The sequence below is a fragment of the Leptospira kemamanensis genome (assembly GCF_004769665.1).
Lineage (GTDB): Bacteria > Spirochaetota > Leptospiria > Leptospirales > Leptospiraceae > Leptospira_A > Leptospira_A kemamanensis.
In genome coordinates, this window is record NZ_RQGG01000007.1 from 203,863 (window position 1) to 228,263 (window position 24,401).

Annotated in this window: 25 protein-coding genes; 16 read left to right on the forward strand and 9 right to left on the reverse strand. The window is 39.4% G+C overall.

Annotated features, from left to right (window positions below; genetic code table 11):
• Positions 1 to 8: 8 nt before the first annotated feature.
• The 8 genes from atpG to EHQ59_RS02220 all read left to right on the forward strand — a co-directional run bounded on the left by atpG (position 9) and on the right by EHQ59_RS02220 (position 10,054).
• A complete protein-coding gene (gene atpG / locus EHQ59_RS02185; RefSeq protein WP_135617498.1) occupies positions 9 to 878 on the forward strand; it encodes an ATP synthase F1 subunit gamma in 870 nt (289 codons plus the stop codon).
• A 21-nt stretch (positions 879 to 899) separates the two neighbouring features.
• On the forward strand, positions 900 to 2,306 hold the full coding sequence (atpD, locus tag EHQ59_RS02190; RefSeq protein ID WP_135617499.1) for a F0F1 ATP synthase subunit beta: 1,407 nt from the start codon (positions 900 to 902) through the stop codon (positions 2,304 to 2,306).
• 5 nt (positions 2,307 to 2,311) lie between these two features.
• Entirely contained in the window at positions 2,312 to 2,692 is a 381-nt protein-coding gene (atpC, locus tag EHQ59_RS02195; protein WP_135617500.1) for an ATP synthase F1 subunit epsilon, read from the forward strand.
• Between the two features lie 128 nt (positions 2,693 to 2,820).
• Complete coding sequence (locus tag EHQ59_RS02200) at positions 2,821 to 3,036, forward strand: polysaccharide biosynthesis/export family protein (RefSeq protein ID WP_244245334.1); 216 nt, start codon at positions 2,821 to 2,823, stop codon at positions 3,034 to 3,036.
• Positions 3,037 to 3,045: 9 nt separating this feature from the next.
• Positions 3,046 to 5,379 carry a hypothetical protein gene (locus EHQ59_RS02205; protein ID WP_135617502.1) on the forward strand — a complete coding sequence of 778 codons (2,334 nt, stop codon included), beginning with the start codon at positions 3,046 to 3,048 and terminating at the stop codon, positions 5,377 to 5,379.
• Position 5,380: 1 nt separating this feature from the next.
• Complete coding sequence (locus EHQ59_RS02210; RefSeq protein ID WP_135617503.1) at positions 5,381 to 7,585, forward strand: GAF domain-containing protein; 2,205 nt, start codon at positions 5,381 to 5,383, stop codon at positions 7,583 to 7,585.
• Positions 7,586 to 7,666: 81 nt separating this feature from the next.
• Positions 7,667 to 8,992, forward strand: a complete 1,326-nt coding sequence (locus EHQ59_RS02215; protein ID WP_244245335.1) for an MBOAT family O-acyltransferase — start codon at positions 7,667 to 7,669, stop codon at positions 8,990 to 8,992.
• A gap of 18 nt (positions 8,993 to 9,010) precedes the next feature.
• Entirely contained in the window at positions 9,011 to 10,054 is a 1,044-nt protein-coding gene (locus EHQ59_RS02220; RefSeq protein WP_135617505.1) for a hypothetical protein, read from the forward strand.
• Here EHQ59_RS02220 and EHQ59_RS02225 read toward each other — a convergent pair.
• From EHQ59_RS02225 to EHQ59_RS02235, 3 genes are read right to left on the reverse strand one after another with little or no spacing between them, the layout of a single operon-like run.
• Positions 10,016 to 10,201: a DUF5808 domain-containing protein gene (locus EHQ59_RS02225; RefSeq protein ID WP_100716283.1), complete on the reverse strand. Its 186-nt coding sequence runs from the start codon at positions 10,199 to 10,201 to the stop codon at positions 10,016 to 10,018. The genes EHQ59_RS02220 and EHQ59_RS02225 overlap by 39 nt on opposite strands.
• Positions 10,202 to 10,225: 24 nt before the next feature.
• Positions 10,226 to 11,311 carry a glutamine-hydrolyzing carbamoyl-phosphate synthase small subunit gene (gene carA, locus EHQ59_RS02230; protein ID WP_135617506.1) on the reverse strand — a complete coding sequence of 362 codons (1,086 nt, stop codon included), beginning with the start codon at positions 11,309 to 11,311 and terminating at the stop codon, positions 10,226 to 10,228.
• Positions 11,312 to 11,357: 46 nt separating this feature from the next.
• Complete coding sequence (locus tag EHQ59_RS02235; protein WP_135617507.1) at positions 11,358 to 11,927, reverse strand: hypothetical protein; 570 nt, start codon at positions 11,925 to 11,927, stop codon at positions 11,358 to 11,360.
• 175 nt (positions 11,928 to 12,102) lie between these two features.
• Here EHQ59_RS02235 and EHQ59_RS02240 point away from each other — a divergent pair, with 175 nt between their 5' ends.
• A complete protein-coding gene (locus tag EHQ59_RS02240; RefSeq protein WP_135617508.1) occupies positions 12,103 to 13,011 on the forward strand; it encodes a porin OmpL1 in 909 nt (302 codons plus the stop codon).
• Positions 13,012 to 13,068: 57 nt separating this feature from the next.
• Here the strand turns inward: EHQ59_RS02240 and EHQ59_RS02245 are convergent, their stop codons facing one another.
• The 4 genes from EHQ59_RS02245 to EHQ59_RS02260 are packed head-to-tail and all read right to left on the reverse strand — an operon-like array spanning position 13,069 to position 16,114.
• Positions 13,069 to 13,383, reverse strand: a complete 315-nt coding sequence (locus EHQ59_RS02245) for a 4a-hydroxytetrahydrobiopterin dehydratase (RefSeq protein ID WP_135617509.1) — start codon at positions 13,381 to 13,383, stop codon at positions 13,069 to 13,071.
• Positions 13,380 to 14,267, reverse strand: coding sequence for a DMT family transporter (locus tag EHQ59_RS02250; RefSeq protein WP_135617510.1), 888 nt, complete (start codon positions 14,265 to 14,267; stop codon positions 13,380 to 13,382). The genes EHQ59_RS02245 and EHQ59_RS02250 overlap by 4 nt, the downstream gene beginning before the upstream one ends.
• A complete protein-coding gene (gene ung / locus EHQ59_RS02255) occupies positions 14,257 to 14,952 on the reverse strand; it encodes a uracil-DNA glycosylase (protein ID WP_244245336.1) in 696 nt (231 codons plus the stop codon). The genes EHQ59_RS02250 and ung overlap by 11 nt, the downstream gene beginning before the upstream one ends.
• Positions 14,903 to 16,114 carry a hypothetical protein gene (locus tag EHQ59_RS02260; RefSeq protein WP_135617511.1) on the reverse strand — a complete coding sequence of 404 codons (1,212 nt, stop codon included), beginning with the start codon at positions 16,112 to 16,114 and terminating at the stop codon, positions 14,903 to 14,905. The genes ung and EHQ59_RS02260 overlap by 50 nt, the downstream gene beginning before the upstream one ends.
• Positions 16,115 to 16,157: 43 nt before the next feature.
• On the opposite strand from EHQ59_RS02260, the gene EHQ59_RS02265 reads away from it, so the two are divergent.
• Positions 16,158 to 17,072, forward strand: coding sequence for a DMT family transporter (locus EHQ59_RS02265; protein ID WP_135617512.1), 915 nt, complete (start codon positions 16,158 to 16,160; stop codon positions 17,070 to 17,072).
• A gap of 14 nt (positions 17,073 to 17,086) precedes the next feature.
• On the opposite strand, the gene EHQ59_RS02270 is transcribed toward EHQ59_RS02265, so the two are convergent.
• Complete coding sequence (locus EHQ59_RS02270; protein ID WP_135617513.1) at positions 17,087 to 18,145, reverse strand: AI-2E family transporter; 1,059 nt, start codon at positions 18,143 to 18,145, stop codon at positions 17,087 to 17,089.
• Positions 18,142 to 18,663 carry a cyclic nucleotide-binding domain-containing protein gene (locus EHQ59_RS02275; protein ID WP_135617514.1) on the reverse strand — a complete coding sequence of 174 codons (522 nt, stop codon included), beginning with the start codon at positions 18,661 to 18,663 and terminating at the stop codon, positions 18,142 to 18,144. The genes EHQ59_RS02270 and EHQ59_RS02275 overlap by 4 nt, the downstream gene beginning before the upstream one ends.
• A gap of 58 nt (positions 18,664 to 18,721) precedes the next feature.
• Here EHQ59_RS02275 and bioD point away from each other — a divergent pair, with 58 nt between their 5' ends.
• The 6 genes from bioD to EHQ59_RS02305 are packed head-to-tail and all read left to right on the forward strand — an operon-like array spanning position 18,722 to position 24,401.
• Positions 18,722 to 19,423 carry a dethiobiotin synthase gene (gene bioD / locus EHQ59_RS02280; RefSeq protein WP_135617598.1) on the forward strand — a complete coding sequence of 234 codons (702 nt, stop codon included), beginning with the start codon at positions 18,722 to 18,724 and terminating at the stop codon, positions 19,421 to 19,423.
• On the forward strand, positions 19,404 to 20,732 hold the full coding sequence (bioA, locus tag EHQ59_RS02285; protein WP_135617515.1) for an adenosylmethionine--8-amino-7-oxononanoate transaminase: 1,329 nt from the start codon (positions 19,404 to 19,406) through the stop codon (positions 20,730 to 20,732). The genes bioD and bioA overlap by 20 nt, the downstream gene beginning before the upstream one ends.
• 57 nt (positions 20,733 to 20,789) lie before the next feature.
• Positions 20,790 to 21,845 carry a biotin synthase BioB gene (bioB, locus tag EHQ59_RS02290; RefSeq protein WP_135617516.1) on the forward strand — a complete coding sequence of 352 codons (1,056 nt, stop codon included), beginning with the start codon at positions 20,790 to 20,792 and terminating at the stop codon, positions 21,843 to 21,845.
• 59 nt (positions 21,846 to 21,904) lie between these two features.
• On the forward strand, positions 21,905 to 23,452 hold the full coding sequence (locus EHQ59_RS02295) for an MFS transporter (RefSeq protein ID WP_244245337.1): 1,548 nt from the start codon (positions 21,905 to 21,907) through the stop codon (positions 23,450 to 23,452).
• Positions 23,453 to 23,476: 24 nt separating this feature from the next.
• The gene (locus EHQ59_RS02300) at positions 23,477 to 23,656 is read left to right on the forward strand and encodes a hypothetical protein (RefSeq protein WP_002975048.1); all 180 of its coding nucleotides are present in this window, start codon (positions 23,477 to 23,479) and stop codon (positions 23,654 to 23,656) included.
• Entirely contained in the window at positions 23,634 to 24,401 is a 768-nt protein-coding gene (locus tag EHQ59_RS02305; RefSeq protein ID WP_135617517.1) for an SGNH/GDSL hydrolase family protein, read from the forward strand. Before EHQ59_RS02300 ends, EHQ59_RS02305 begins: the two co-directional genes overlap by 23 nt.

Here is a 24,401-nt window from a genome sequence, read left to right on the forward strand (position 1 = left end):
GAAAGATCTTGGCGACACCGCGTGAGATAAAAAAGAGGATTAACTCGGTTAAAAACACGAGAAAAATCACTCGAACCATGGAGATGGTCTCCACGGCAAAGGCAAAAAAAGCCACTAACAAAGTGAATGCGGCGAAACCATACGCTGACTTAACACGTGAGTTAGTTTCTTCTTTGTCTAGCCTTGCCGGGATCATCCACAGCCCTTACTTAAGGAAGCCGGACAAAATCCGTAAAGTTGCTATCCTTGCTATCGCCGCAAACCGTGGGTTATGCGGTGGTTTTAACTCCAACCTTCTTCGTATGGTCAAAAACCGTATCGAAGAGTTGAAGTCAAAAGGTGTGGAAGTAGAAGTCCACGCTGCAGGGAAAAAGGCGATCTCTTTCTTTAAATTTGCAAAAGTTGAATTGGTAACATCATACACCAACATCGATGACAAAGCCGGAAGTAAAGAAGCTAACGATCTTGCTTCTTATTTTATGGAACGTTTTGCCAACGAATCGGTGGATTCTGTTGAAATCATTTCCACTCATTATTATTCAGCAGCCAATCAAAAACCTGAGATCACGTCTGTTCTTCCGCTTCAAATGGAAGAAACGGGTTCCAAAGGTTCTACGGGTCCAGAAGTGTTATACGAACCAGATCCAAAAACCATCTTAGAAAACTTACTTCCAATGGTGATTAAAACAACTTTTGTTAAAATCATTTTGGAGTCAGTTGCGTCCGAACACATTGCACGTAGAGTGGCGATGAAGGCTGCAACAGACGCCGCTGGTGAGATGATCAAACTTCTGACACGTGGATACAACCGAGTTCGTCAGGCAAAAATTACGCAGGAAATTTCAGAAATCGTAGGGGGAGCGGAAGCCATCTCCTAACAAAGGTCTTTCGGAGTATATATGAATAAAGGTAAAATTAAACAAATCATCGGTTCGGTATTGGACATCAGTTTTGATTCCGGCAATATGCCTGAGATCTACAATGCGGTAGAGATTCAATCGAAAGTAAACGGCAAAGATGTTACCATCACTGCAGAAGTGCAACAACACATCGGAGACAACACAGTTCGTGCGATCTCTCTTCAATCCACAGACGGTTTAAAACGTGGTTTGGAAGTAACGGATACAGGTTCTCCGATTTCAGTTCCAGTAGGAACAAAAACTCTAGGTCGTATCTTTAACGTGTTAGGTGAAGTCATCGATGAGATGGGTGACCTTCCAAAAGATGTTAAAAAACTTCCTATCCACAGAAATGCACCTTCTTACGAAGAAATTAAACCTAAAACTGAGATCTTTGAAACAGGGATCAAGGTAATCGACCTTCTTGCTCCTTACATCAAAGGGGGAAAAACAGGACTCTTCGGTGGTGCTGGGGTTGGTAAAACCGTCCTTATCCAAGAGCTTATCAATAACATCGCAAAACAACACGGTGGTTACTCTGTGTTCGCTGGTGTAGGGGAAAGAACTCGTGAAGGAAACGACCTTTGGCACGAGATGAAAGATTCTGGTGTTATTGACAAAACAGTACTTTGTTTTGGTCAGATGAACGAACCTCCTGGTGCACGTCTTCGTGTGGCTCTTTCTGCATTAACAATGGCAGAAAACTTCCGTGACGAATCTGGATCTGATATCCTTCTTTTCGTAGATAACATCTTCCGTTTCTCCCAAGCAGGTTCTGAAGTATCGGCGCTTCTTGGTCGTATGCCATCAGCGGTAGGATACCAACCAACTCTTTCCACAGAGATGGGGGGATTACAAGAACGAATCACTTCCACAACCAGAGGTTCCATTACTTCTGTGCAAGCGATCTACGTTCCTGCCGACGACTTAACTGACCCGGCTCCTGCAACTGCGTTTACGCACTTAGATGCCACTACGGTTCTTTCTCGTGCGATTTCTGAAAAAGGGATTTACCCTGCCGTGGATCCACTGGATTCCACTTCCAGAATCATGAACCCACAAATCGTTGGGGAAGAGCATTACAACACAGCGCGTGAAGTACAAAGAATTTTACAACGTTACAAAGACCTTCAAGATATCATTGCGATCCTTGGTATGGACGAACTTTCTGAGGATGACAAAATCCTTGTGGCTCGTGCTCGTCGTTTGGAAAAATTCCTCTCCCAACCATTCCACGTGGCAGAACAGTTCACTGGTCGACCTGGTAAATATGTGAAGTTAGAAGATACCATCCGTTCCTTCAAAGGAATCATTGAAGGTAAGTATGATTCTCTTCCTGAACAAGCATTCTACATGGTCGGATCAATTGACGAAGTGATCGAAGCGGCTAAACAACTCAAAGGTTAATTCGGATGAGTAAAGAACTGACTTTAACAGTCATCTCACCAGACAAAATCCTATATCAGGGCAAGGCAGAATCAGTGATTCTGCCAGGTTCTGTGGGTTATTTCGGAATTTTGCCAGGACATGCAACCCTTGTCTCCCAACTCGATTTTGGGCTTATCAAATTGCATACTGCTGGGAAAGAATTCCGAATCGCCATCGATGGTGGGTTCTGCGAAGTGAGAAATGACCAAATCCGAGTGCTCACTGAGGGTGGGGATTCTGAAGACGATTTGTCCCATGACCACGCCATTGAACTCTTACAGGAAGCAGAAGCACTTCCAACCTCGAAAGAGAAAGAAAATCTCCTAAAGAAAGCAAAAGTTCGCATTTTACTGCACGAACGTTAATTTTTTTCCCCCCTTCTTGCCGAAAATATACCAGAGGGGGATTTCCTTTGAATTCAATCTGGATCAGACGAATGGTATTCTTTATTGTAATATTGTCTGGATTGGTTTACTTGAAGGAAAACCCTGATTTGCGAAAAAGAATCTATTCGGAAGCACCGATCCGTGTTAAAATTGAGGGACCCGTTGTGAACCCTGGAGTTTATACATTGGATGCTGGTTCTAACGGAAACGATTTAATTGAGATCGCTGGTGGAACATTACCAGGAGCGCAAATCAAAACGGAGGACAGTATCTTGGAACAGCCGTTAGAGGATGGCCAGGTACTAAATTTGGGAAAACGGTAATCGAGGCGAATGGCGGATCAAGAAAAGAATAAAAACGAAGATCTAGAGAACATCGAACCTATACTCGATGAAGACTCGTTTTCGTTAGATTTGGATGATTTTGATATCGGGGATGATGATTTGGATGTCTCTCCTGGGATTGAAGCACCAAACTTAGATGATATCTCCGCTTTCGAAGATGAAGATGATTCCATATCCGATATGGTTGCATCCTCCGATGATTATGATGATATATTAGATATTGATTTAGATTCCGATTTAAATTTGCTTGGGGAAGAAGACCCCATATTACACGATGAAGACATTCATGCTGATTTTTCAGACTATGAAGAAGATTCTGACTTAGAATCACCACAACCAAGTTCACAAAGCAAATCACAAAATCTTCAAACTGTTGATGATGAAGATGAACTCGAATTAGAATTCGATGATGATTTAATTGATCTCGATAAAGAAATTGAATCCATCCTGAATGGCGAAGATGGAATTCTTACTTCCAATAAAAAACAATCTGCAGACGAAGAAGAAGACGGTCCAATTTCCCTTTCTTTAGAAGAACTAGAGAACATAACAGGATCTCTCCCGGAAGAGGAACATTCTGGTTTACCAGAAAGAAGTTCTATGGCGGGAGATGGTTTGGGCGCAGAACACGCGTTAATCGATGAGCATTCTGATTTAGATCTTGATTTGGATGACTCAGAAATTGATACAACACTTGCTTTTGATGAAGAGGGAAAACCTCAATTTGATTTAACTGATTATGACAACGAAGAGACTTTTGTTCCGCAAGATGATTTAGGACCTGGTGGAGAAGAAACTACTTTCCAATCTTTAGTAGATCCAGAAGAAGATGAATTATTTGGTCATAACAAAGAAGATGAAAATCTAACTCTTTCCGATGAAGAATTAGGAAGTATCCTTGGTGCTGGTGGTGAGGCGAGTTTAGAAGAAACCTTAGCATCGGAAGAAGAATTTTTTACAACAGACGAACATACCGATCTTCCTAATTTTACTGAGGAAGAAGAGAGCGGCTTCGATTTATTAGGTGATGATTTTATTGCGGAAGAAAAAAGTCCGTCATCATTAGAAGCAGAAACATCTGCCGAAGAAGAAGAGGGACCGTTAACTCTCTCTCTAGAAGAGTTAGAAAATATTTCAGGTGGAGCCATTCCAGAAGATATGGAAGATCCATCTTCTGACTTACTTGGTGAAGAAATCGAAGACGAATCCATTACGTTAAGTCCAGACGAATTGGGTAGCATCATTGCTAACGATCCAGTGGAAGAAGATTCCGACGAAGAACACCATGAATTGGATACTGATCTCGGAGATGATTTTGGTTTTGATTTTGGCGAACCTGAGTCTGATACTTCCGAACCGTCTGTAGAAGGTTTGGAAGGGGAAATGGAAGGTTTTGAGTCTGCGTCTGAAGAGGATGAAGAAGACGAAGGGCCAATTGCTCTTTCATTGGAAGAACTCGATTCCATTGCCGCAGAGGCAGAAGAAGTTTCAGACGAAGAATTAGTTGATAGCTTAGACCGAGCTCCACTTCCTTACGAAGAGGACCTAACACCGAAATCCGATCTTTTGGCCGAAGAGGAAGAAGACGAGTCCATTGCATTATCAATGGAAGAGTTGGAAAATATTGCTGGTCTGGAAGAGGAAGAAGGTGAATCTGCTGCGGGTGGAGTCGGACAACTTGAAGCAGAGTTGGAAGAAGAAGACGTCACCTTATCTCCTGAAAGTTTGGATGCAATTCTTGGGGAAGAACTTCCTGGCGAAGGATTGGAAGACATTGCTACTTTGCCAGAGGAAGAAGAATTCACTCTTTCCGAACAAATTGAAGATGAACCTATTTCTGATTTCCAATTAGATTCGAATGACGAAGACTCCACTTCCGAGTTCAACCTGGAACCGATGGAAGACATCGATTTAGTAGAACATGAAGCAGAAACTGATTTTGGTGATCTCACTTCCGATGTTACTATTGATGATAGTTTTGATTTAACAAATGATTTAACGCAAGGAATTAGAACTCCTACACTTGCTTCCGATGAATCCGAAGAATACGAAGTTGATTTAGATGAATATGCGATGGAGGGAAAACTTTCCCCTCTGGAAGAACTTCGCAAATCAGATGTTTCCGCTCCTAAAACAAATAAAGAATCAGCAGATGCATTTGCAGAAGCAGGTGGTGACCAATTATCAGTTGGAGATCGTAAAAAAGTTCTTGGTTATTTAGATAATTTACTCGGCAACTTACCTGATGAGGTCATTCGCGAATTCTCGAAGTCACAATACTTCGAGTTATACAAAAAAATGATGAAAGAATTGGAGTTGTAAAGTGGGACTACTGGATCGAGCCGAAGAGATCAAAAAAACTTCGGAAACAAAAGGTAGTCAAACTCCAGTTTCAAAAAAAGAAACACCATCACTACTCAAAAAAGCAGAACATTTCAGAGAGGAAGAACCATCTCTTCCACAAAGTCCAAAGGAATCTGTCCCTGTATCCAATACCGACTCAGAATGGTTAGACGATGTTATCTCCGATACATTGGCTACAGAAATTGGTGATTTACCAAGTCCTGATGGAGAAGAAGAATTTGACCTAAGTGATATACCCGAACTTACTGATTCTGACTTCGGTGATCTTTCCGAAGAACATGATGATTGGAATGAAGACCCAGTTTCCAATTTAGATGATGATTTAGATTCTTTACAGGAAGAATCAAATCCTTATGAACCAGTAAGTTCTGACCTGGATTCAGAATCAGATCATGAATCTGAAAACGAATCTGAGTTTCCTGTACCTGAAGAAACTTTAGAACCAGAACCAATTCAAAACCAGGACAGAGAACCAGAATTAGGTGATGATCTGGTGGAACGTGATTATCACGATGATTTGGAAGAACCTGATTCTCCTCTCCCAGAAGTAAATCTTTTTGATGAATGGGAAAATGAAGCCAAAAAAGAAGCGGCAAAACAACCGTTACGACCCACTAAAGAAGATCCAGCACCAATCGGCGAAGAAGTGTTATTTGATGACGAATCAGATTTTGGTACTGCTCCGATGGCATATCATCTTGCTTCTAAAAAACGAATCGAAAATTACCAAGCAATTTTTGAGATTACAAAAGAGATTGCATCATCCAAAGAATTTTCCGATTTTTTTGATAACTTAGTATATAGTTTAATTGGCCAGGTGGGTTGCCACTCGGTAGTGGTCCTCACTTCTACAAACTTAAAAAACACAAAATGGGAAGCCGTTGCTGCCCAAGGAATCCAATCCAAGGATTCTTGGTATCTTTCCCCAGGTGATGAAATTTATGCCCGCATTTCCGATTCGGAAACTGTGATTTATGCTGGTGAATTTAAATCTTCTCGGTTACCAAACAGAGAATTGAATTTATTAAATGAGATTGGTTCTGAAATCCTTGTCCCTATCAGGCATGGAGAAAGATGTTTTGGGGTTTTATCTCTAGGAAAACTAATCAACGGTGAAGAATACATCACGGATGATTTAGAGTTCGCTAAGATCGTCGGTGATATTGCTGGATCAGTCTTCGAAAGAGTCTCTGAATTTGAGGCGATTAACGACGATTTGGTGCACGCAAAGGAAGTGATCGAAATCAATGAATCCGTTTTACAATTTGCAAGAGATTTTGCCAAAGTGCGTAAAATGGATGAAGCATATGATCTTTTAATTGATCATATTAAATCCAAATTGGGTGTAAAACAATTCTCTTTCCTTGTATTAGATTCGGAAACTAGATCCGACTATATCGTGTTTGGTTCCAATTTCATTTTACCTGAAAGAACAAAAGATTTCCGACTGAGCAAGGATTCGGATATTGTTGGGATGGTTTCTAATGTTTCTGGGGTTTACAAACTGGAAAATTTTAGAGAAGACTCGGAACTTAAATCAATTTTTACCAATGATGAATTAGGAATTATGAGTGAATTTACCATCCTACCGATCATCAACTTGAATTGGTTAGTCGGAATGGTGATCGTTCACTCTACAGGTACCACTTGGACAGATACAATCCGTGATGTGGCAGTTTCTATGTTAGAAACCTCAGCACCTGTTTTTGCAAATTTATTGATTTTACAAGAAAAAGAAGCCTTATTCCGAAATCCATTTAATCCTTTGGAATCTAGAATTATTTCTGAGATGGAAAAAGCTTCCTCACTCAAAGCATCGTTTACGGTTTCCTTATTCAAAATACAAAATGTTTCGCGGATGATTCATTTAGTGGGCACTGGAACCTTTGCAAGGTATGCAGATTCTTTACGAAAAACGATGATGGATCATATCAGTGAATTGGATTTTTTCACTCGAGTGGGTCAGGGCAAATTTGTTTTGGTGTTACATGGAAAAGACAAAGAAGAAACAGATGTTGTGATCAAAAAAATCAAATCCTCTTTTGCCAAAAAAGAAGAAGCCATCATCGGAAATTTCCGAGCAAGTTATCGTGTCTTAACTTTATCTTATCCACATGATACAAAGGACAAAAATCAATTTTTGGAAATGGTTGAAGAAGCCTAAAACATCTTCGTGTTATTCAATTCTCTTTCCTTTCTAATTAGTTTTTCTGTTTTTTATCTATTTTACTATTACGCTTCCTTCTTGGTTCGAAAAGTACTACTTCTCATTTTCGGAATCTATTTTTACTCGCAGTGGGGGGTTGGCGCTACTCTATTATTGTTTGGTTCCATCACTTTCAATTATTGTATAGGAATTTGGATCCATCAAAATAATTCAAAGACACGTAAATGGATTTTTGTTTTCGGAGTGACTGCCAATATATTCTATTTAGGAGTATTTAAGTATTTTTTATTCCTTTGGGGAGTTTTCTCTGATATTCAGATAGAGCTGGGTGGTCTCCCTTTCCGTTGGAAACCAAGTTTGTTATTACCAATTGGGATTTCCTTTTATACATTTCATAACATCAGTTATTTGATAGAAGTGTATGATGAAAAAATTACAGTTTGTAAAAATTATTTTACATTTGTTTTGTATGATTTGTTTTTTCCACTTTTGTTACTCGGGCCGATAGAAAGACCAGGCAATTTAATCCCTCAATTTGAGTCAAAACGTATCATCACAAAAGAGATGATTTGGAATGGCCTTTCTTTGTTTTGTTGGGGAGTTTTGATCAAATCAAGTGTTGCTGATCCATTGTCTCGTTATGTAGAGATGAACGTAAACTCTTTTGATTCATTGCCACCTGGAATTTTATGGATCATTGCACCTACCATCGCCTTCCAAGTGTATGCTGATTTTTTTGGATATTCCCTTTGTGCCATGGGTCTTGCTGAATGTATGGGGTTTGAACTCATGAACAATTTCAAACGTCCCTTCTTTTCTTCTAATCCAGCAGAGTTTTGGTCAAAATGGCATATATCCTTATCAACTTGGTTACGTGATTACGTTTATATTAAGTTAGGTGGTAATCGCCATGGGTTTCTTCGTGAAAATATCAATTTGATGTTAGTTTGGTTTCTTACGGGTATTTGGCATGGTGCAGGTTATGGTTTTATCATTTGGGGCGTGTATTTAGGTGTTTGTCTTGTGTTTTACCGTTTTTTGAAACATATTGGATTCACTCAAATGCAAAATAAGATCCTGACTGGATTTGGAATCTTTTTGACCTTTTATACTTTCTCTCTTGGGTTGTTATTGTTTCGAATTTCCTCTCCTTCAGAAAGTTTTTTGATTTTGAAAAACTTAAACACTCTTCCCAGTTTAGATTTGATTCCGTATCCATTACTTCTCATTATCTTACCTCTTGTGTTGTTTGACCTTTGGCAAGAATGGAGAAAAACAGAACGTCCCAGTTTTTTCTTAAATGAGAAACCATTTCTTCCCTTGATGATATTTGTTTTGAGTTTTATCTGGTTTTCCGTCGTATCCCCGTTTGCGAAGGAAGATTTTTTCTATTTTCAATTTTGAGGAAAAAGGATATTCCAAATGAGACTTCGTTATTTATTTTTTGCATTCGTCTTTGTTTCTCTCTTCATGCATTCGACTTGGAGCTATCTGATTCCTTATTGTGAGACCACTTCCCAATATTGGTTTCTTGCTAATAATCGTGAGTGGAAAACAAAAACAAAAATTTTGATTCTTGGAGATAGTCAGATTGTAAGTGGCCTCCGACCTGAAACGATTGCAGAGATCGAACAAGTTCGTGTGGATGAAGTTTTGTATTTGCCGAAGCCAAGCCAACAACCAGAAGGAATTTATTCGGATACCTTACTTGCCCTTCAAAGATTACCCAATTTGAGAAAAGTATATGTGAATCTTTCTCCACTAAACACAAGTAAAAATTCCATTACTGATGCCCACAAACAAGCGTATGTTTCTTTTGGTCCGTTTCAAACAATTGATTTCAGGGATCCACTCCTTAGAAAGGTTTATTATTCGAGTGTTACAGATTTGATTTGGAAGATGGTCATTCAAACATTTCCTTATTTTGGACTGAGTTCCAACTTAAATCGAATATTTTATGACAGATCGGTTCAATCTGATTTAAACAAACGACAATTGGAATGGGAAAACATACAAAGAAGTATGGAAAAAGAGAGTGGTGCTTGGATTTGGAAATCCATCGACAGTGATCCTACAATTACGAAAGACGAGAAGTTTCAAAATTTAGATACAAAGATCCTTGCGGGCAAACGAGACGTATCCATTGAATTATGGACTCAGTCGATCCAAACATGGAAACAAAAGAATTGGGAAGTGGTGATTCTCCGGATTCCGTTTTCTCCGCAGATGGAAATGGATCTAAAAGAAAAACATGCGAATTTGGTTTCAGAAATTTTTTTAGATAAGATCCAAAAAGAATCTAACTTTGATCAGGTGAAGATTTTTGATTTTAAAGAAAGTTTTGTAAACGAGTATCAGTATTTTGCTGACTTAACACATCTCAACCGAAAAGGAAGAGATGTGTTTGCAAACTTATTAAAAGAAAAGTTACTTAATCACACCCACACGTCTACCAAGAGCATGTAGGTTGATTCCCCAACCAATTCCTAAAAATTGTTTTGGAGTGAGAATTTCCTCAGTCGATGGATCCCAAATATCTTTCACGAACGCTTCCGCTGAAATTTCAGTTCCGTAAGGAATTCCCCAGAAATTTTTATCTTCTTTGTATGACATATTGCCCCCTCAATTTACCAAATCTTACGATTTTGAGGATTCTACCATAGTATAAAATTCTTGGAAATGGTATGCGGAATCGTGAGGCCCCGGGCATGCTTCTGGGTGATACTGCACTGCCATCACAGGTAATCCTTTCGTTTTTAATCCAGCCACCGTGTTATCAAATAAATTGATGCGAGTGATTGGCATATCTGGTGATGACTCACCTAACACATGGAAGCCGTGGTTTTGGGAAGTGATTTCAATTTTACCTGTTTCTTCATTACGGACAGGGTGGTTACCGCCCCTATGACCAAATTTAAGTTTGGATGTTTTTTTCCCAAGGGCAAGTCCAATGATTTGGTGACCCAGACAAATTCCAAACAGAGGTTTTTTCGCTTCCATAATCGTTTTCGCCGATTGGATCGCATAATCGAGTGGAGCAGGATCCCCTGGGCCATTCGATAAAAAGAAAGCATCAAATCCATCTTTCAGTAAATCCTCTGCTTTTGTTTTCGCAGGGAAAACGTGGACGTTAAATCCGGCTGCATCGAGAAGGCGAAGGATGTTTCGTTTGATCCCAAAATCATAAACTGCAAGTTTAAATTTACTTGGGGAATGAGCACCAAATACATATGGTTTTTCGCAAGTCACCACTTGGGCGAGATCTTGTCCTTCCATGGAAGGAGCGTTTTTCACCGCCTCTAAAAAGGAATCCTCATACGTTTCGCTGATGAAAATACCACAGTTCATGGCTCCCGCGTTTCGAATAATGCGTGTTAGCTTGCGAGTATCTATTCCTTCAATGGCAGGAATTCCAAATCTGATTAAAAAATCACTGAGTGTTTCTTTGGATTGGAAATTGGAAGGACGTTTGACGTATTCTTTGACAATGAGTCCAGAAGCTTGGATTCGATCTGATTCCATATCGTCTGGATTAATTCCATAATTCCCAATCATTGGGTAGGTAAGTGTGACAAGTTGACCTTTGTAGGAAGGGTCAGTGAGAATTTCCTGATACCCTGCCATTGAAGTATTAAAAACTACTTCTCCGATCGAATTCTTATTTGCACCGAAGGATCGGCCCTTCATGACCGTTCCGTTTGCTAAAACCAAAAAAGCCTGCATCCAGTCCATTCCAAAGAATGAAGCCAGGCTTGCGAACAAAAATTGTTCAATCTTTCACATAATAACGTTTGATTCGGTCATACCGATATTCCCCGTCGATGGTCACTGTTTTCAACTCGGAGAGTTCTTCGGCCATGGATTTTGCTTCCAAGGGGTCAATGGTCAGATAAAATCGTCTCCCTCGCACGAGATATACAATTTGGCCTGTATTTGGATCTGCTTCGACCACTTGCCCTTGCACAGTTTTCGTTTGAGACGTTTTGACTGGCGAAGAAACTTTATACTTTTGAAAGACATGAGGTCTGCCTACACAAAGCCATTCATCAGAAGTGGGTGTGAGTTGGGTTGCCTTTCCTTCCATATAAAGATTGGTTTTGGGTTTGTTCCCGAAACTAAGGCGCATGGTTTCCGCATCACAATGGATGATTTTTTCTCTCAGATTGGTTGGATCTAAATAGCGAAAGTGGGGATCCTCACCAGCTTCTTCCCAAGAGATAATTTCACCTGAAATCCGTATCACTTTTCGTTCTTTGGCATCGACCGGGATGGAAAAAAGAACAAAAAGCCAAAGAAATCTGCAAATAAGGAAAAGTTGTTTAGATAGGGTTAGACTCATTCGAAATTCCACAATTAACACAATTTTCGTGAAGATTTAACAATTTTATTTGACAAAACCTTTGAGAAGGACTAGTTTCATTGCAATTGTCGGTATAAACGACCGCCCCTAGGCATTCGTTTATCCACAGGAACGAAAAAAATTCAGGAAACACTCACTAAGGAGTAATCATCAAATGCTGAAATCTCTACGCTTCGGAATGATGGGGTTCTTACTTATGTGCTTAGCTGGTAGCTTAAGCGCACAAACAGGTCCTCGTTCTTATTTTATGGTCGGTTTGGGTATGCAATTCGACCTCGCACAACTCGGTGGAACCATTACAAAAGATGGTCTCGATTCAAGAAACGCTTCTGTATCTCGCGATGCTAGCGGAAACGTTACAGGATACCCATTGCAAAAAGCAATTTATCCTGAAAACACACTCATCAGTTTGAAACGTACAACTGGTGGTGTGGTTGGTGCGAAAACAAGTGGCGCTATGGTCGGTGGTAACATCAACGTAGGTTACGAAAAAGAAGGGATTTTTGGTCTCAACAGCCTTTTCTGGAGAATCAATGTTAACTACACTACTAAAATTGCAGGTGGTGAAACATCTTCAACAGTTATGGGTTACAAATGGTTAGACCAAGAGTGGCATTACACTGCTTGGACAGTTCCAACTTACTTAGGTATCAAATTATACAATGCTGCGAATGACACTGCTGTTTACATCGGAGCAGGGGTAAACTACTTCCAAGGATGGTGGGGAGTTTCTGGAACAATCAACGCTCCAGCTCTTAACAGTTTCACTCCACTCTTAGGAACTGGTGGATCTTTGATCACTGATGCTCCAAACCCTGGAATTTACAAAGAAAACGTTCGTTTCGGCGCTAGTGGATTCGGACTCAACTGGTTAGTGGGTGCACAAACTAAAATTACTGACAAAGGTCACCTTTTCTTCGAATTGGAAACAATCCTTTCAGCAGGAATGGGTGTTGGTGGAGTTAGCTCCGTTGGTGGTGCTTCTGCTCTTGCTCCTTGGGTTGCTTACCCAGTAGTAGTAGGTGGACAAACTTACCGCGTAGGTTACAAAATCGAAATTTAATCAGCTTCTCGCTTGATTGAACGAAAAGCCGGCATTGGTTTCCAATTCCGGCTTTTTTTATGCCGTAGCGAAATTTGGTTTCATGACCTCTTCGATAAAGGCTTCATCCGTTTTTGTGAGCCCTTTCACATCATGTGTATACAATGTTAGGCGCACTAAGTTATAAACATTCCAGATTTCCGCATGGTGGTCGAGGGACTCTGATACAAAGGCAATTTTTGTTAAAAAAAGAAACGCATCTGTAAAAGAACTAAATTTGCGTTCCAAATAAAAATGAGAAACATTTCCGTTCTGTATCCGTTGCCATTCGGGATACTTTTGAAGAATGGATTGGATTTCTTCTTCTCTTAACATTTGATAGTTTCGTTTCATACTTTGACCTTTCGTTTATGAAATACGATTAAATACAATCCAAGAAGAATGATGGATGCACCGAATATCTTTTGTGTATCAAAAGGTTCATTTAAAAAGAAAATTCCTACAAACATTAAAAAAATGGGTTCAATTAGAAGAGTTGCATTTAGTTTGCTAATCGGTAAATAATTATGAGCTTCAAAATAAAATGGCCTTCCTAAAAAATAACCGAGTAAAGAAAAAAATCCTAGCGAAACAATCGCTGTTAAATCAGGGATGAGAAAGGACCCAATCCATAGAGAATATAAAAAGAAAAATACACATAACAAGAGCAGGCGTAGATATGCATACTCAAGTCCCAAAATTTCAGGGATGTATTTTTTAATCATATAACTTTGGATCGCAAATAAAAAAGCACTGAGTAAAATACAAAAGGCAGATACGAGACTGATTTGACCTTCCAGAGTAGAGATCATATAAATTCCAATAATGGAAAGGATCATGCCGAAGACTTCTCTGTCTTTGAATCTTTCCCCTAAAAAAACAACACCAAGGATCACATTGTACAAAACAGTTGTTTTGATAAGGATAGCAGCAGGTCCGAGATCCGTTTGTTTTAATGCATAATAATACAAAACAATTCCCATCGCATTGGAAAAAGTTCCGAGTAGTAAAATCAATCCATCTCGTTTGATGGTGATCGTTATTTTTTCTCTACGTTTCTTGGAAGAAATGAAAAATGGAGTCACAACCAGAAATGCAAATCCAACACCAAAAAATGCTGCCATCTCTGGAGATAAATTGGTTCGCCGAAACACTTCTTTAAATCCAATGACCTCAAAGGCAAAAAACACTCCTGTGAGGAAAACAAAAAAATATCCCTTTTTTTCGTTACCAGTCAATTGGTTTCTTCCGAACTTTCAGTAGGTATTCATTGGTTTTCGAGAAATGTTTGTTTCCCAAAAAACCTCGATAAGCAGACAGGGGAGAAGGGTGAGCCGATTTTAATACCAAGTGTTTGTTTGGTGGAATCAAACTTTCTTTTTTACCGGCAAAAGCTCCCCATAATAGAAATACTAAATTCGATTTTTGTTCTGCCAATATTTTGATAACAGCATCTGTGAATATTTCCCAACCTTGGTTTTGGTGAGACCCGGCTTTGTCTTTTTCGACAGTTAGGGTTGCATTTAATAAAAAGACACCTTGTTTTGCGAGATAACTCAAATCACCAGACTTGGGAATTGGTTTTCCAACATCATCCTGAATCTCTTTGAATATGTTTTGAAGGGATGGTGGAAATGGAACACCATCTAACACCGAAAAACATAAACCATGCGCCTGACCCGGACCATGATAGGGATCTTGGCCAAGGATGACCACTTTTACCTCGTCAAATGGGCATAAATCAAAGGCTTGGAAAATGAGTTTTGCAGGAGGATAAACTGTTGTGGAAATGTATCTTCCTCTTACCCATTCCCTTAATTGTGTGAAATAGGGTTTTTCAAATTCTGTTTGTAAAACAGATTTCCAACTGGATTCAATTTGAACGTCTTTCAGATTTTCCCTCCGAATGAAAAAATAACACACGTAAGTCGATTCCTCCGTGTGTGACATGAATGGTTTTTTTGGAAAAATAACGTAATTCCTTCATACATTCACTCCATTTCTCTTCTGTGGGACAAAGGATCATACCCAATAGAGAAACATTGTTTTTCAATTGTTTGGATAAAACTTCGATTCGGTTTCCAATTTTTGAATACAAACCATCATCGGAATCCATCCTTTCTGTTTTGCGATAACCATATGGTGGGTTTAACGGTAAAAAATAATGTGTTTGATTTGGGTTTCCTTCCGGAAATACAGGTAAGGTTCTTAAAAAATCAGAAATGGTATGATCAATGGTTTCGACATGAATCCACTTACGCCAATTAGAAAACTCTTTTCTCCAATAAGGTTCCAGAGCAGGATCGGTGTCTTGTAGAACGATGGGTGTGAGTGGATTTAAGTTTTGATTTTGTTCCAAATTTTTTTTCAGAAAATGTTCATACGATTTTGTCGGATATAAAATTAGTTTTTTCCAAACGAATTCCCTTGGTAAATTTAAAAAAGGAGTTTTTTCTTCAGCTAATTTCCATTCGGTGGCAAAGGTCATTGTTCCTGCAAAGGGAAGGTATACTGCTTTAATCTTGTCTTTGGGAATGGAAAAAATCTGAAAACATTCTTCTGTCAGTATATGAGCTAAGTCTTCCGGTATGGGAGCACTTGTTGGGAAATTGGATTTGACCCCTCGTTTGTAACCTGGTTCCCCTAATACGGAAAGAGAAACTGTGATTTCGTTTTCAAAAAAGCTGATATGAAGGTTTTCTTTCACTTCGTAAAATTTGGTTTCAGGACTTAAAAAAAGTGGTTTTGCGATCGAAACTGCTTCGGTTAGTATTCTCTCCCATTCTGATTCTCTTTTTTCTGCAGACATATCCCAGTCTGTAGTTCTTGCAATCACAAGGCGTAAGTCACGAATGAAGTAACCATGAAACAAGAGATAGGTGATTTGGTGAGCATTGGTATTTTCAATTTTGATTTTTTCGGAAAATACACGCACGTTAGGTTCTGGTTGATTGGGAAGTGGAACATGATCCAAAATCTCTTGTACCTTTTCCCCAACCCAAGTGGAAGTCCCTGGTGGAAAATACAACTCCCATGTTAAAGTAGAGCCTAGTTGTGGTTTTCGGATTCTAAATTTCCAATTCATCTTTTCCTTGCTTTACCAATTTCCTTCGAAAGATTGACCTAACATGACTAGGATCTTCACTCCAGAACTCTTTTTGGTGATTGCCGCCATTCTTTGGGGTGGAACCTTTGTGGTCATCAAACTTGCACTCGATTCTGTGCCACCGTTTCTCTTTTTGGCAGTGCGGTTTTGGTTAGCAGGAATCATCACTCTTCTATTATACAGAAAAACTTTATTTTCCAAGACAAATCGTAGGTGGGATTACATTCTGCCTGCATTTTTTGTTGCATGTTCGGCTCTTCTGGGTTATGCCTTTCAAACAATTGGCCTTGTTTACACCTCAGCTACCCAATCAGGGTTTATGACTGGTGCTTATGTGATCTTTGTCCCATTACTCGAAATTGCCATTGAACGCAAACTTCCTTCCTTACGAACTTGGATTGCCGTGATCATAGTGGTGATCGGTTTGTTTTGTATTTCACAAAATGGTAAATCGTTTGAGGAATTTCAAAATGAATTTGGATTTAGTTTTGGTGATGGACTGACACTTTTAGGTGCATTTTTCTTTGCTGTATACATTTTATTAATCGATATCTATAGCAAAAAAATTCCAACACAGATCCTCGTATCATTTGAAATTTTACTGATCGCTGTAGTTTCTACGTTTTTATTTCCGGTAGAATCTGTGTTTCTCGGCCAAACCATTTCCATCCAATTTGATCTTAAGTTTTGGATTGGGATTCTTTATACTTCTATTTTTGCAACTATCTTCACCACTCAGATCCAAACTAGATACCAAAAGGCGGTTTCGCCAGCAAGAGCAGGTTTACTGTATAGCCTTGAGCCAGTGTTTTCATTTTTTCTGGCATATCTTGTGTTAGGTGAAAGGTTGGGTGTGGTAGGTGCGATTGGATCGTTTTTGACTTTGTTTGGAATCCTTTTTTCCGAAATGGGGAAATGGAACAAACGAGAAGAGTAAAAACCGACCTAAGATCAAATGATTTGGTGTTCTTTTAAGGCGTGATATAAAATTCCAATCGTTACTTTTAAAATCGATAAGACGGGGATCGCGAGTAACATCCCAAAGATTCCAAAAAAATTCCCACCAACGGCAATCCCGATCAGAATCGCTAATGGATGTAAAGAGACCGCATTGGCTATTACGACCGGTTGAACGATGGCATTGTCAACCAATTGAGCGACAATCACAACTGAGGCAATGGATCCAATGGAAGGGGACATTTCTGGGAATAAAATAGCAAATAGTATCGGTGGGATCGCTCCAATGAGTGGCCCCAAATAGGGAATGGAATTGGCAACTCCCAGGAAAATTCCAAATAAGAAAAAAAACTTAACCCCTACAAGATAAAAGCCAATCGAAGCAACAATGGCCATAATTCCACATTGGATCACCAAACTTTTTAAGTAACTTGTGATCTGTTGGTTCATTCGGTAAAAAACCATAAGAAACATTTCAAAAAAACGATTTGGAATAAAACTAATCATTGTTTTATAAATCAAATTGGCATCGAGTAACAAGAAGAAGCTGATGATAGGGATGATGATCATCCAACTGATAAAAGTAGGAATCATAACCACGATCCCTCGAAGGAATTCTTCCAAATTGTTGGTCGCAAGTTTTGCAATTTCTTCTGGATTGATGATTTTTTTCCAAAGCTCAGGATTTTTAGAGACAACTGGCAGTTTTGAAAAATCCAATAATTGGAAATTAGGATCCTCCATTTTGATTGACCATTCGGAAACAATGGGTTGAGCCTTTTCAAAGAGATTAGGTAGATAAAATGCCAAAAACCAATATGCACCAACAATGAGAAATGAAAATATCACAATGATGGTAATGGCTCTGTGAATTCCTCTCGATTCAAAATAATCGACAATTCCATGGAAAATATAAAAATGAATTCCCGAGATGAGAAGAGGGATTGCTAAAAATTTTACACCTACGATTCCAATGAGAACCGTTAAGGCAATGAGTCCAAAAAAAGCAGAACGTAATACCAAGGATGAAATACTATTTTCTTTGAAAATCATTTGGTTTTATTCTTTTTACTTTTGAAGTAAGCTGCTTCTAGTGTATCATTTGTTTTGCGAAGTCGGTCCGCAATGATGGATGCAAAGCTGAGTAATAAATCATTTCCCACTCTAGGTTTTGTTTCTAAGAGTGTTTTGAGTTCTGGTTGGAAAAAACCAAGTAAAATCGAATCCACCATAGCCACTGCAGTTGCCGACCTTGGAAAGTCTTGGAACAATGCTAACTCACCAAAAAAAGCACCTTTCTCAAGTTCGGCGAGTTTCAATGTAACTCCTTCTCGTTCGGAATAAATTTCCACTTTTCCTTGTAAGATGAGATATACTCCAGTACCAGCTTGGCCCTGGTAAAAGATGGTTTCCCCTGCGTAGTATTTACGTTTGTGGATGAGTCGCGCTACTTCACGAAGAGTTCTTCGTGACATACCATGGAAGATAGCGGTTTCACGCAAAAAATGTGAAATCTCCGTAATCGGATTGTCATCGCGTTTGAGAATGGATTTCCAAAGGGGAAGTTGCATAGTGCCTCTCTATTATAAATCGGATAGACGAGGTCTGGAATTGATAAAACTTGCTCTTATGGGACAAGCTTTTTACGTAACTGGCACCGGTACCGACGTGGGCAAAACCTTCTTTTCTAGTCTCTTTATGGCAAAATATGCGGAAAACCATGGATTCCGGTATTGGAAACCCATCCAGACAGGAACCGTGAGTGCCGATGATACCAGTTTTGTGCAAAAGACAACTAGTTTGTCCGATTCTTATTTTCTAAAACCTGGTTTTGTCTTCAAAACACCAGCAAGTCCTCATTACGCTGCGAAAGTGGAAGGTCAAAACATTGACCCAAAATCTTTATTATCATCCATCGCCAAGGAAAGAAAAAACAATACACTCATTGAAGGAGCAGGTGGTGTTTTTGTACCCATCACCGAAGGCTATCTCACCATTCGAGGCATTCAAGAATCGAATTTGGGGGTGATTGTTGTTGGCACTACGGAACTTGGGACCATCAATCATACACTTTTGACATTAGAGGTTTTGACTTCTCGTTTCATTCCTGTGTATGGATTTTATTTGGTGGGACCGAAAAATCCATTACAAGAAGACAATGCGACCATGATACAGAAATTAGGTGGTGTCTCCTTTTTAGGTCTTACTAATTTTCCTGATCAAAAATTAAGTTCAGAAGAATTTAAAGCATTTGCTTTGGCAGAATTTGATGTCCATCGCAATGTGATTGATGTTGTTTTAAACGTAGACGATGAAACTGAATCCAATTGAAACTCATACTTGGGTTCCACTTACCATCCAGGACGAATCAGAGTCCCTTTTAAAAATCGTTTCTGCGGAAAAGGAATTTCTAACGGATGATGAGGGCAATGTTTGGATTGATGCCATCTCGAGTTGGTGGACGATGATTTATGGTCATAGACATCCAAAATTGATCTCCGCGTTACAAAACCAATTACAATCTTTGGACCATGTGTTGCTTGCAGGGAATATCCATGAACCAGCAGAATCTTTATCGAAAGCCATCTTAGAACTGACAGATTTTGATTTTGAAAAAGTTTTTTATTCAGACAATGGATCCAATGCCATTGAGATATCACTAAAACTTGCCATCCAATACTATGAAAATCATCCAAATTACAAACCTCGGTCTGAGTTTTTAGTATTTTCCAATTCCTATCACGGAGACAGCATCGGTGCGATGAATGTTTCTGGGAAAAATTACTTCAATCGAATTTTTTCAGAGTTACGTTTCCCTACAAAAGAATTTCCAGCTCCCAATTGTATGAATTGTCCTTGGGGTAAAAAACCTAATGATTGTCATACGGAATGTTTGTCCGATTTGGAATTGGCGATCAAACAAAAAGAATATGCCGGGATTGTGATGGAACCATTGGTGTTTGGAGCCAATGGGATGTTATTTTATGATCCAAAAGTTTTGAAGAAACTTCGAGAACTTGCTACTTACACAAACACTTTACTGATCTTTGATGAAGTGTTCACAGGAATGGGAAAACTGGGCGAATATTTTGCTTACCAAAAGGCAGGTGTGAAACCAGATTTATTGGTGTTCGCAAAAGGTTTGACAGGCGGAGTTTTACCTCTTGCGGCCACTTTGGTTTCAAAATCGATTTATGAAACTTTTGTTTCAAAAGATCCGTATAAAGCTTTTTTTCATGCTCATACAATGACTGGAAACGCACTTGCATGTAGCGTTGGTTATGCGTCCGTTACTCTTTTGCGGGAAGTTGGTCTTTCCCAAGTGAAAGAGTTAGAATCAAAATTGAAAACATATGCCCTTCAGTTTCAAAAGAAGATGGGAAACTCTGTCGAAAATGTGCGAGTGATAGGGGCAATTTTTGCCTTTGAATGGAGAGAACCCGTGGCCTCCGATGAATACTTAAATCCCATTGGTAAGAGGATCAAAAATTCCCTTCGTAAATTTCATATCTTACTTAGGCCGCTCGGACGAACGATTTACATCACACCTCCGTATACCATTTCTGATGATTCCTTGGCGAAAATATTTTTGGCTCTCGAATCAACTCTCACAACATTTTTAGAACCAGAACAAGACTAAAGTTTTCCTTCCATTTTCTTCGTTTACAGAGTCACCCGTTGAAAAGATTTTGTTTTCATGATCGCAAGTGTCCAAGAAAAAACCACCTCTTCCTCACCCTCTGTCATTTCCGAGGAAGAAGCCCTTCAGATTTTAAAAGGAGAAGTCCCACTTTTGCCAATCGTTGCAAAAGCATCTGAAGAACGATTCCGTCATTTTGGGAACCGAGTTCGCATTCATATTTTAGATAATATCAAAAACGGATATTGCCCCGAAGATTGTGGTTACTGTGCACAGAGAAAGGGAGGAGAATCGGGGATCCAAGAGTATTCCTTAAAATCCCCAGAAGAGATTTGGGAAGATGCCAAAAAGGCAAAAGAAAATGGTGCTTATCGTTTTTGTATGGTCACCTCCGGACGTGGACCAACTGACAAGGCAGTCGACAAATTAGCGGAAACCATCTCTAAAATCAACGGGGAACTAGGTATGAAAGTTTGTCTTTCTGCTGGGATACTCGACGCCAAAAAAGCAAGGGCACTCAAAGACGCAGGTCTTGATCGTTATAATCATAACCTCAATACATCCGAAGCCAAATACAATGAAATTTGTTCCACACACACCTTCCAAGACCGACTAACTACGCTTAAGGCGGCAAAGGAAGCAGAGATTGGTCTTTGTTCTGGAATCATCGTGGGTATGGGTGAAGAATTAAAAGACATTGTCCAAGTTGCATTTGAACTAAAACGGTTGGGTGTGATTTCCATTCCTGTGAACTTTTTTATTCCGATCAAAGGGCATGCCATCCAAAAGTCATCACTCACTCCAGAGTTTTGTATTCGTGTTTTGTCTGTGTTTCGTTTGGTAAATCCTGATTCAGAAATCCGTGTGGGGGCAGGAAGAGAAGGTCATTTGGGTTCCTTACAATCCATGGCACTATACGTTTCCAATTCCCTCTTTGCAGAAGGTTATCTCAACGTCAAAGGCAGTGAGATGGAACAAACTATGAATCTCATTCGTGATTGTAATATGGTGCCTGAGTTTACAGAAGGAATTCCAGAAGGTTGGGAAGACTACGAGTCCAAATTTTTATACGACGAGAAAAACTTTCCAGAACTCTATAAACATAAAAAGTAGTTTGCCTTTTTCACTTTTGGCGGTAAGATGCTCCTACTTTATCGCCTCTAGTGAAACAAATGCAAAAACCTTCTTTACCCTTTGGAAAACAAATTAGTTACGCAGTCGGCCAACTTGGTTGGTCAACTCTCATCAACATCATCGGTCTCCACCAAGTTTATTTTTATTTACCACCAGCGCCGAAAGCTGGGCAGGATTGTTTCCCAGATTTAATCGAAAAAATGGCCTTTTGGGGCCTTTCTACCATTGGTGTTGTCGCAGCTGTCGGGCGTTTGTGGGATGCGTTTACGGATCCACTCATTGCCAACTCTTCTGATCGATTTTCCTCAAGGTTTGGGCGAAGGATTCCCTTTTTATTTTTGGGTGGGATTCCATCTGCCGTCTTTTGTTGGTTAATCTTTGTCCCACCGCATAACTTTATTTCCTCGACCAACTTAGTTTGGATGACGAGTTTTATGTTACTCTTCTATTTATTTCTAACAGTGTATGTCACGCCGTTTTTTGCACTGATTCCTGAACTGGGACACACTCCAGAAGAACGACTGAACCTTTCAACTTATATCTCAGTTACCTATGCACTTGGGATCATTGTCGCATCCACAGAACCTATGATTGCGAGTGCTTTACAATCGAGTTTTGTTTTTGATGCGGATCCTTCACTGCAAACCCTTGCCTCTCGCCAATATGCTCTCGGTATCCTTTGTATCTTTGCTGCGATTTGTATGTATTTCCCTGTGTTTACCATCCATGAAAAAACATATTGTGAATCGGAAGCTTCCAGTGTTCCGTTTAAAGAAGCGATCATCCTCACCTTCAAAAACAAAAACTTTTTGTATTTTGCACTTTCGGATTTGTGTTACTTCTTAGCACTCACGATCTTAACAACGGGAATTTCCTATTATGTAACAGTATTATTGGAGCTTGAAAGAGACTTTGTGACACAACTTCTGACAGTTATGTTACTCGTTTCCTTTGCCTTTTACCCTGTGGTCAACTTTGTGGCACGGAAAATTGGAAAAAAGAGAACCGTTCTCATTGGGTTTTATACCTTCCTCGCTTTATTTTTATCCATCTATTTCATTGGAAAACATAGTTTGCCTCTCTCACCGTATATCCAAGGTTACATGATTGTGGCCGTAGCAGCCATCCCAATTGCGATCCTTGGAATATTACCAAATGCGATATTAGCAGATATTGCTGAACTTGATTCATTAAAAACTGGGTCCAAACGGGAAGGCCTTTTTTATGCGGGTCGAACGTTTATGCAAAAACTAGGACAAACACTTGCGGTTTTGATCTTCAGCTCTGTGATCCTGCTTGGGCTCGACCGTGATTCTAAAAAACAAGTATCTCCCAATGTGACAGGGATCATTGCACCATCTGTGTCCGATTCTAAGTCAGAACCGAAAAAAAATAGTGAGAGTGAGGCAAAAATAAGCAAGGAATCAACGATTTGTAAAGTCGAAGAAGTAGAAGCTGGTGGGGAATTGGGAGTTCGATTGACGGGCCCTCTCGCATCTGCTTTCTGTTTACTTGCAATTTTTCTCTTTGGAAAATACAAAGAGGATGAAACTTTAGAAGAGATTGCAAAGATACGTGGTAAATAAATCCTGGTTTTTGGAGCTATTCAGATGAGATATCGCATTGAGACAACCAAGTTAAAGAACGGGTATATCGAAGCCAAACTCATCGAGACAACCACAAATAACCCAATCGAGTTTCGGATTTGTGACACGGAAGAATATGCGCAGGCCCAAATCAAAGATTGGCAAAAGCGCTTCCGAATGAATGAACCTCAAGAACAGGATTAAATTCTTCCTTCGATGGGGCGTTTCTATCGCCCTGGTTTTGAGTGTTACCAATTGTAATTCTACCTCAAAACGAGATTACTTCGATTCCAACTTCCAATGTTTTTCTGAGTCAGGTTGGCGTGATCAAGCCAACTTCAAAAAGTACATTGAAAAGGGTTGGTTCCCCACACGTCTGTTATACGGCGAAGATAATAAAAGAATCAAACGATCAGAAATAGTTTTTACTGGCGATAGTTTGGTTCATTTGTTTTTGCCAGACCTGATGGCAAAGGAATTTCCAGGAAAATCTGTCACCAATCGAGGGATCGGTGGTGATATGACAGAAACATTATTAACTCGAATTGATGAAGATGTGTTAGTTTTAAATCCTAAAACGGTTGTCATTGAAATTGGTGGAAATGATTTTATCCAAGGCAAATGTTTGAGTCTTGTACAAAATAATCTACTTTCGATCATTCAAAAAATCCATTCTCGTAACCATCAAATCCGAATCTTTTTAATCGCAGTCCCACCTACCCGTGTGAAAGAACTCAATCAAATTGTACCTGTTTACAATTTGTTTTTAGCCCAAGTGGCAAGAACCACAACCAATGTGGAATACATCGAAGTTTGGGATGCAATGCGTAAACAAGATGTTCCCACACTCAGTGAAGAGTTCATTCGTCCCAATGGAGATAGCCTGCATTTCAATGAAAAGGGATATGAACTTTGGGGTAAAAAACTAAGACCCTATTTGCAAAAGTAA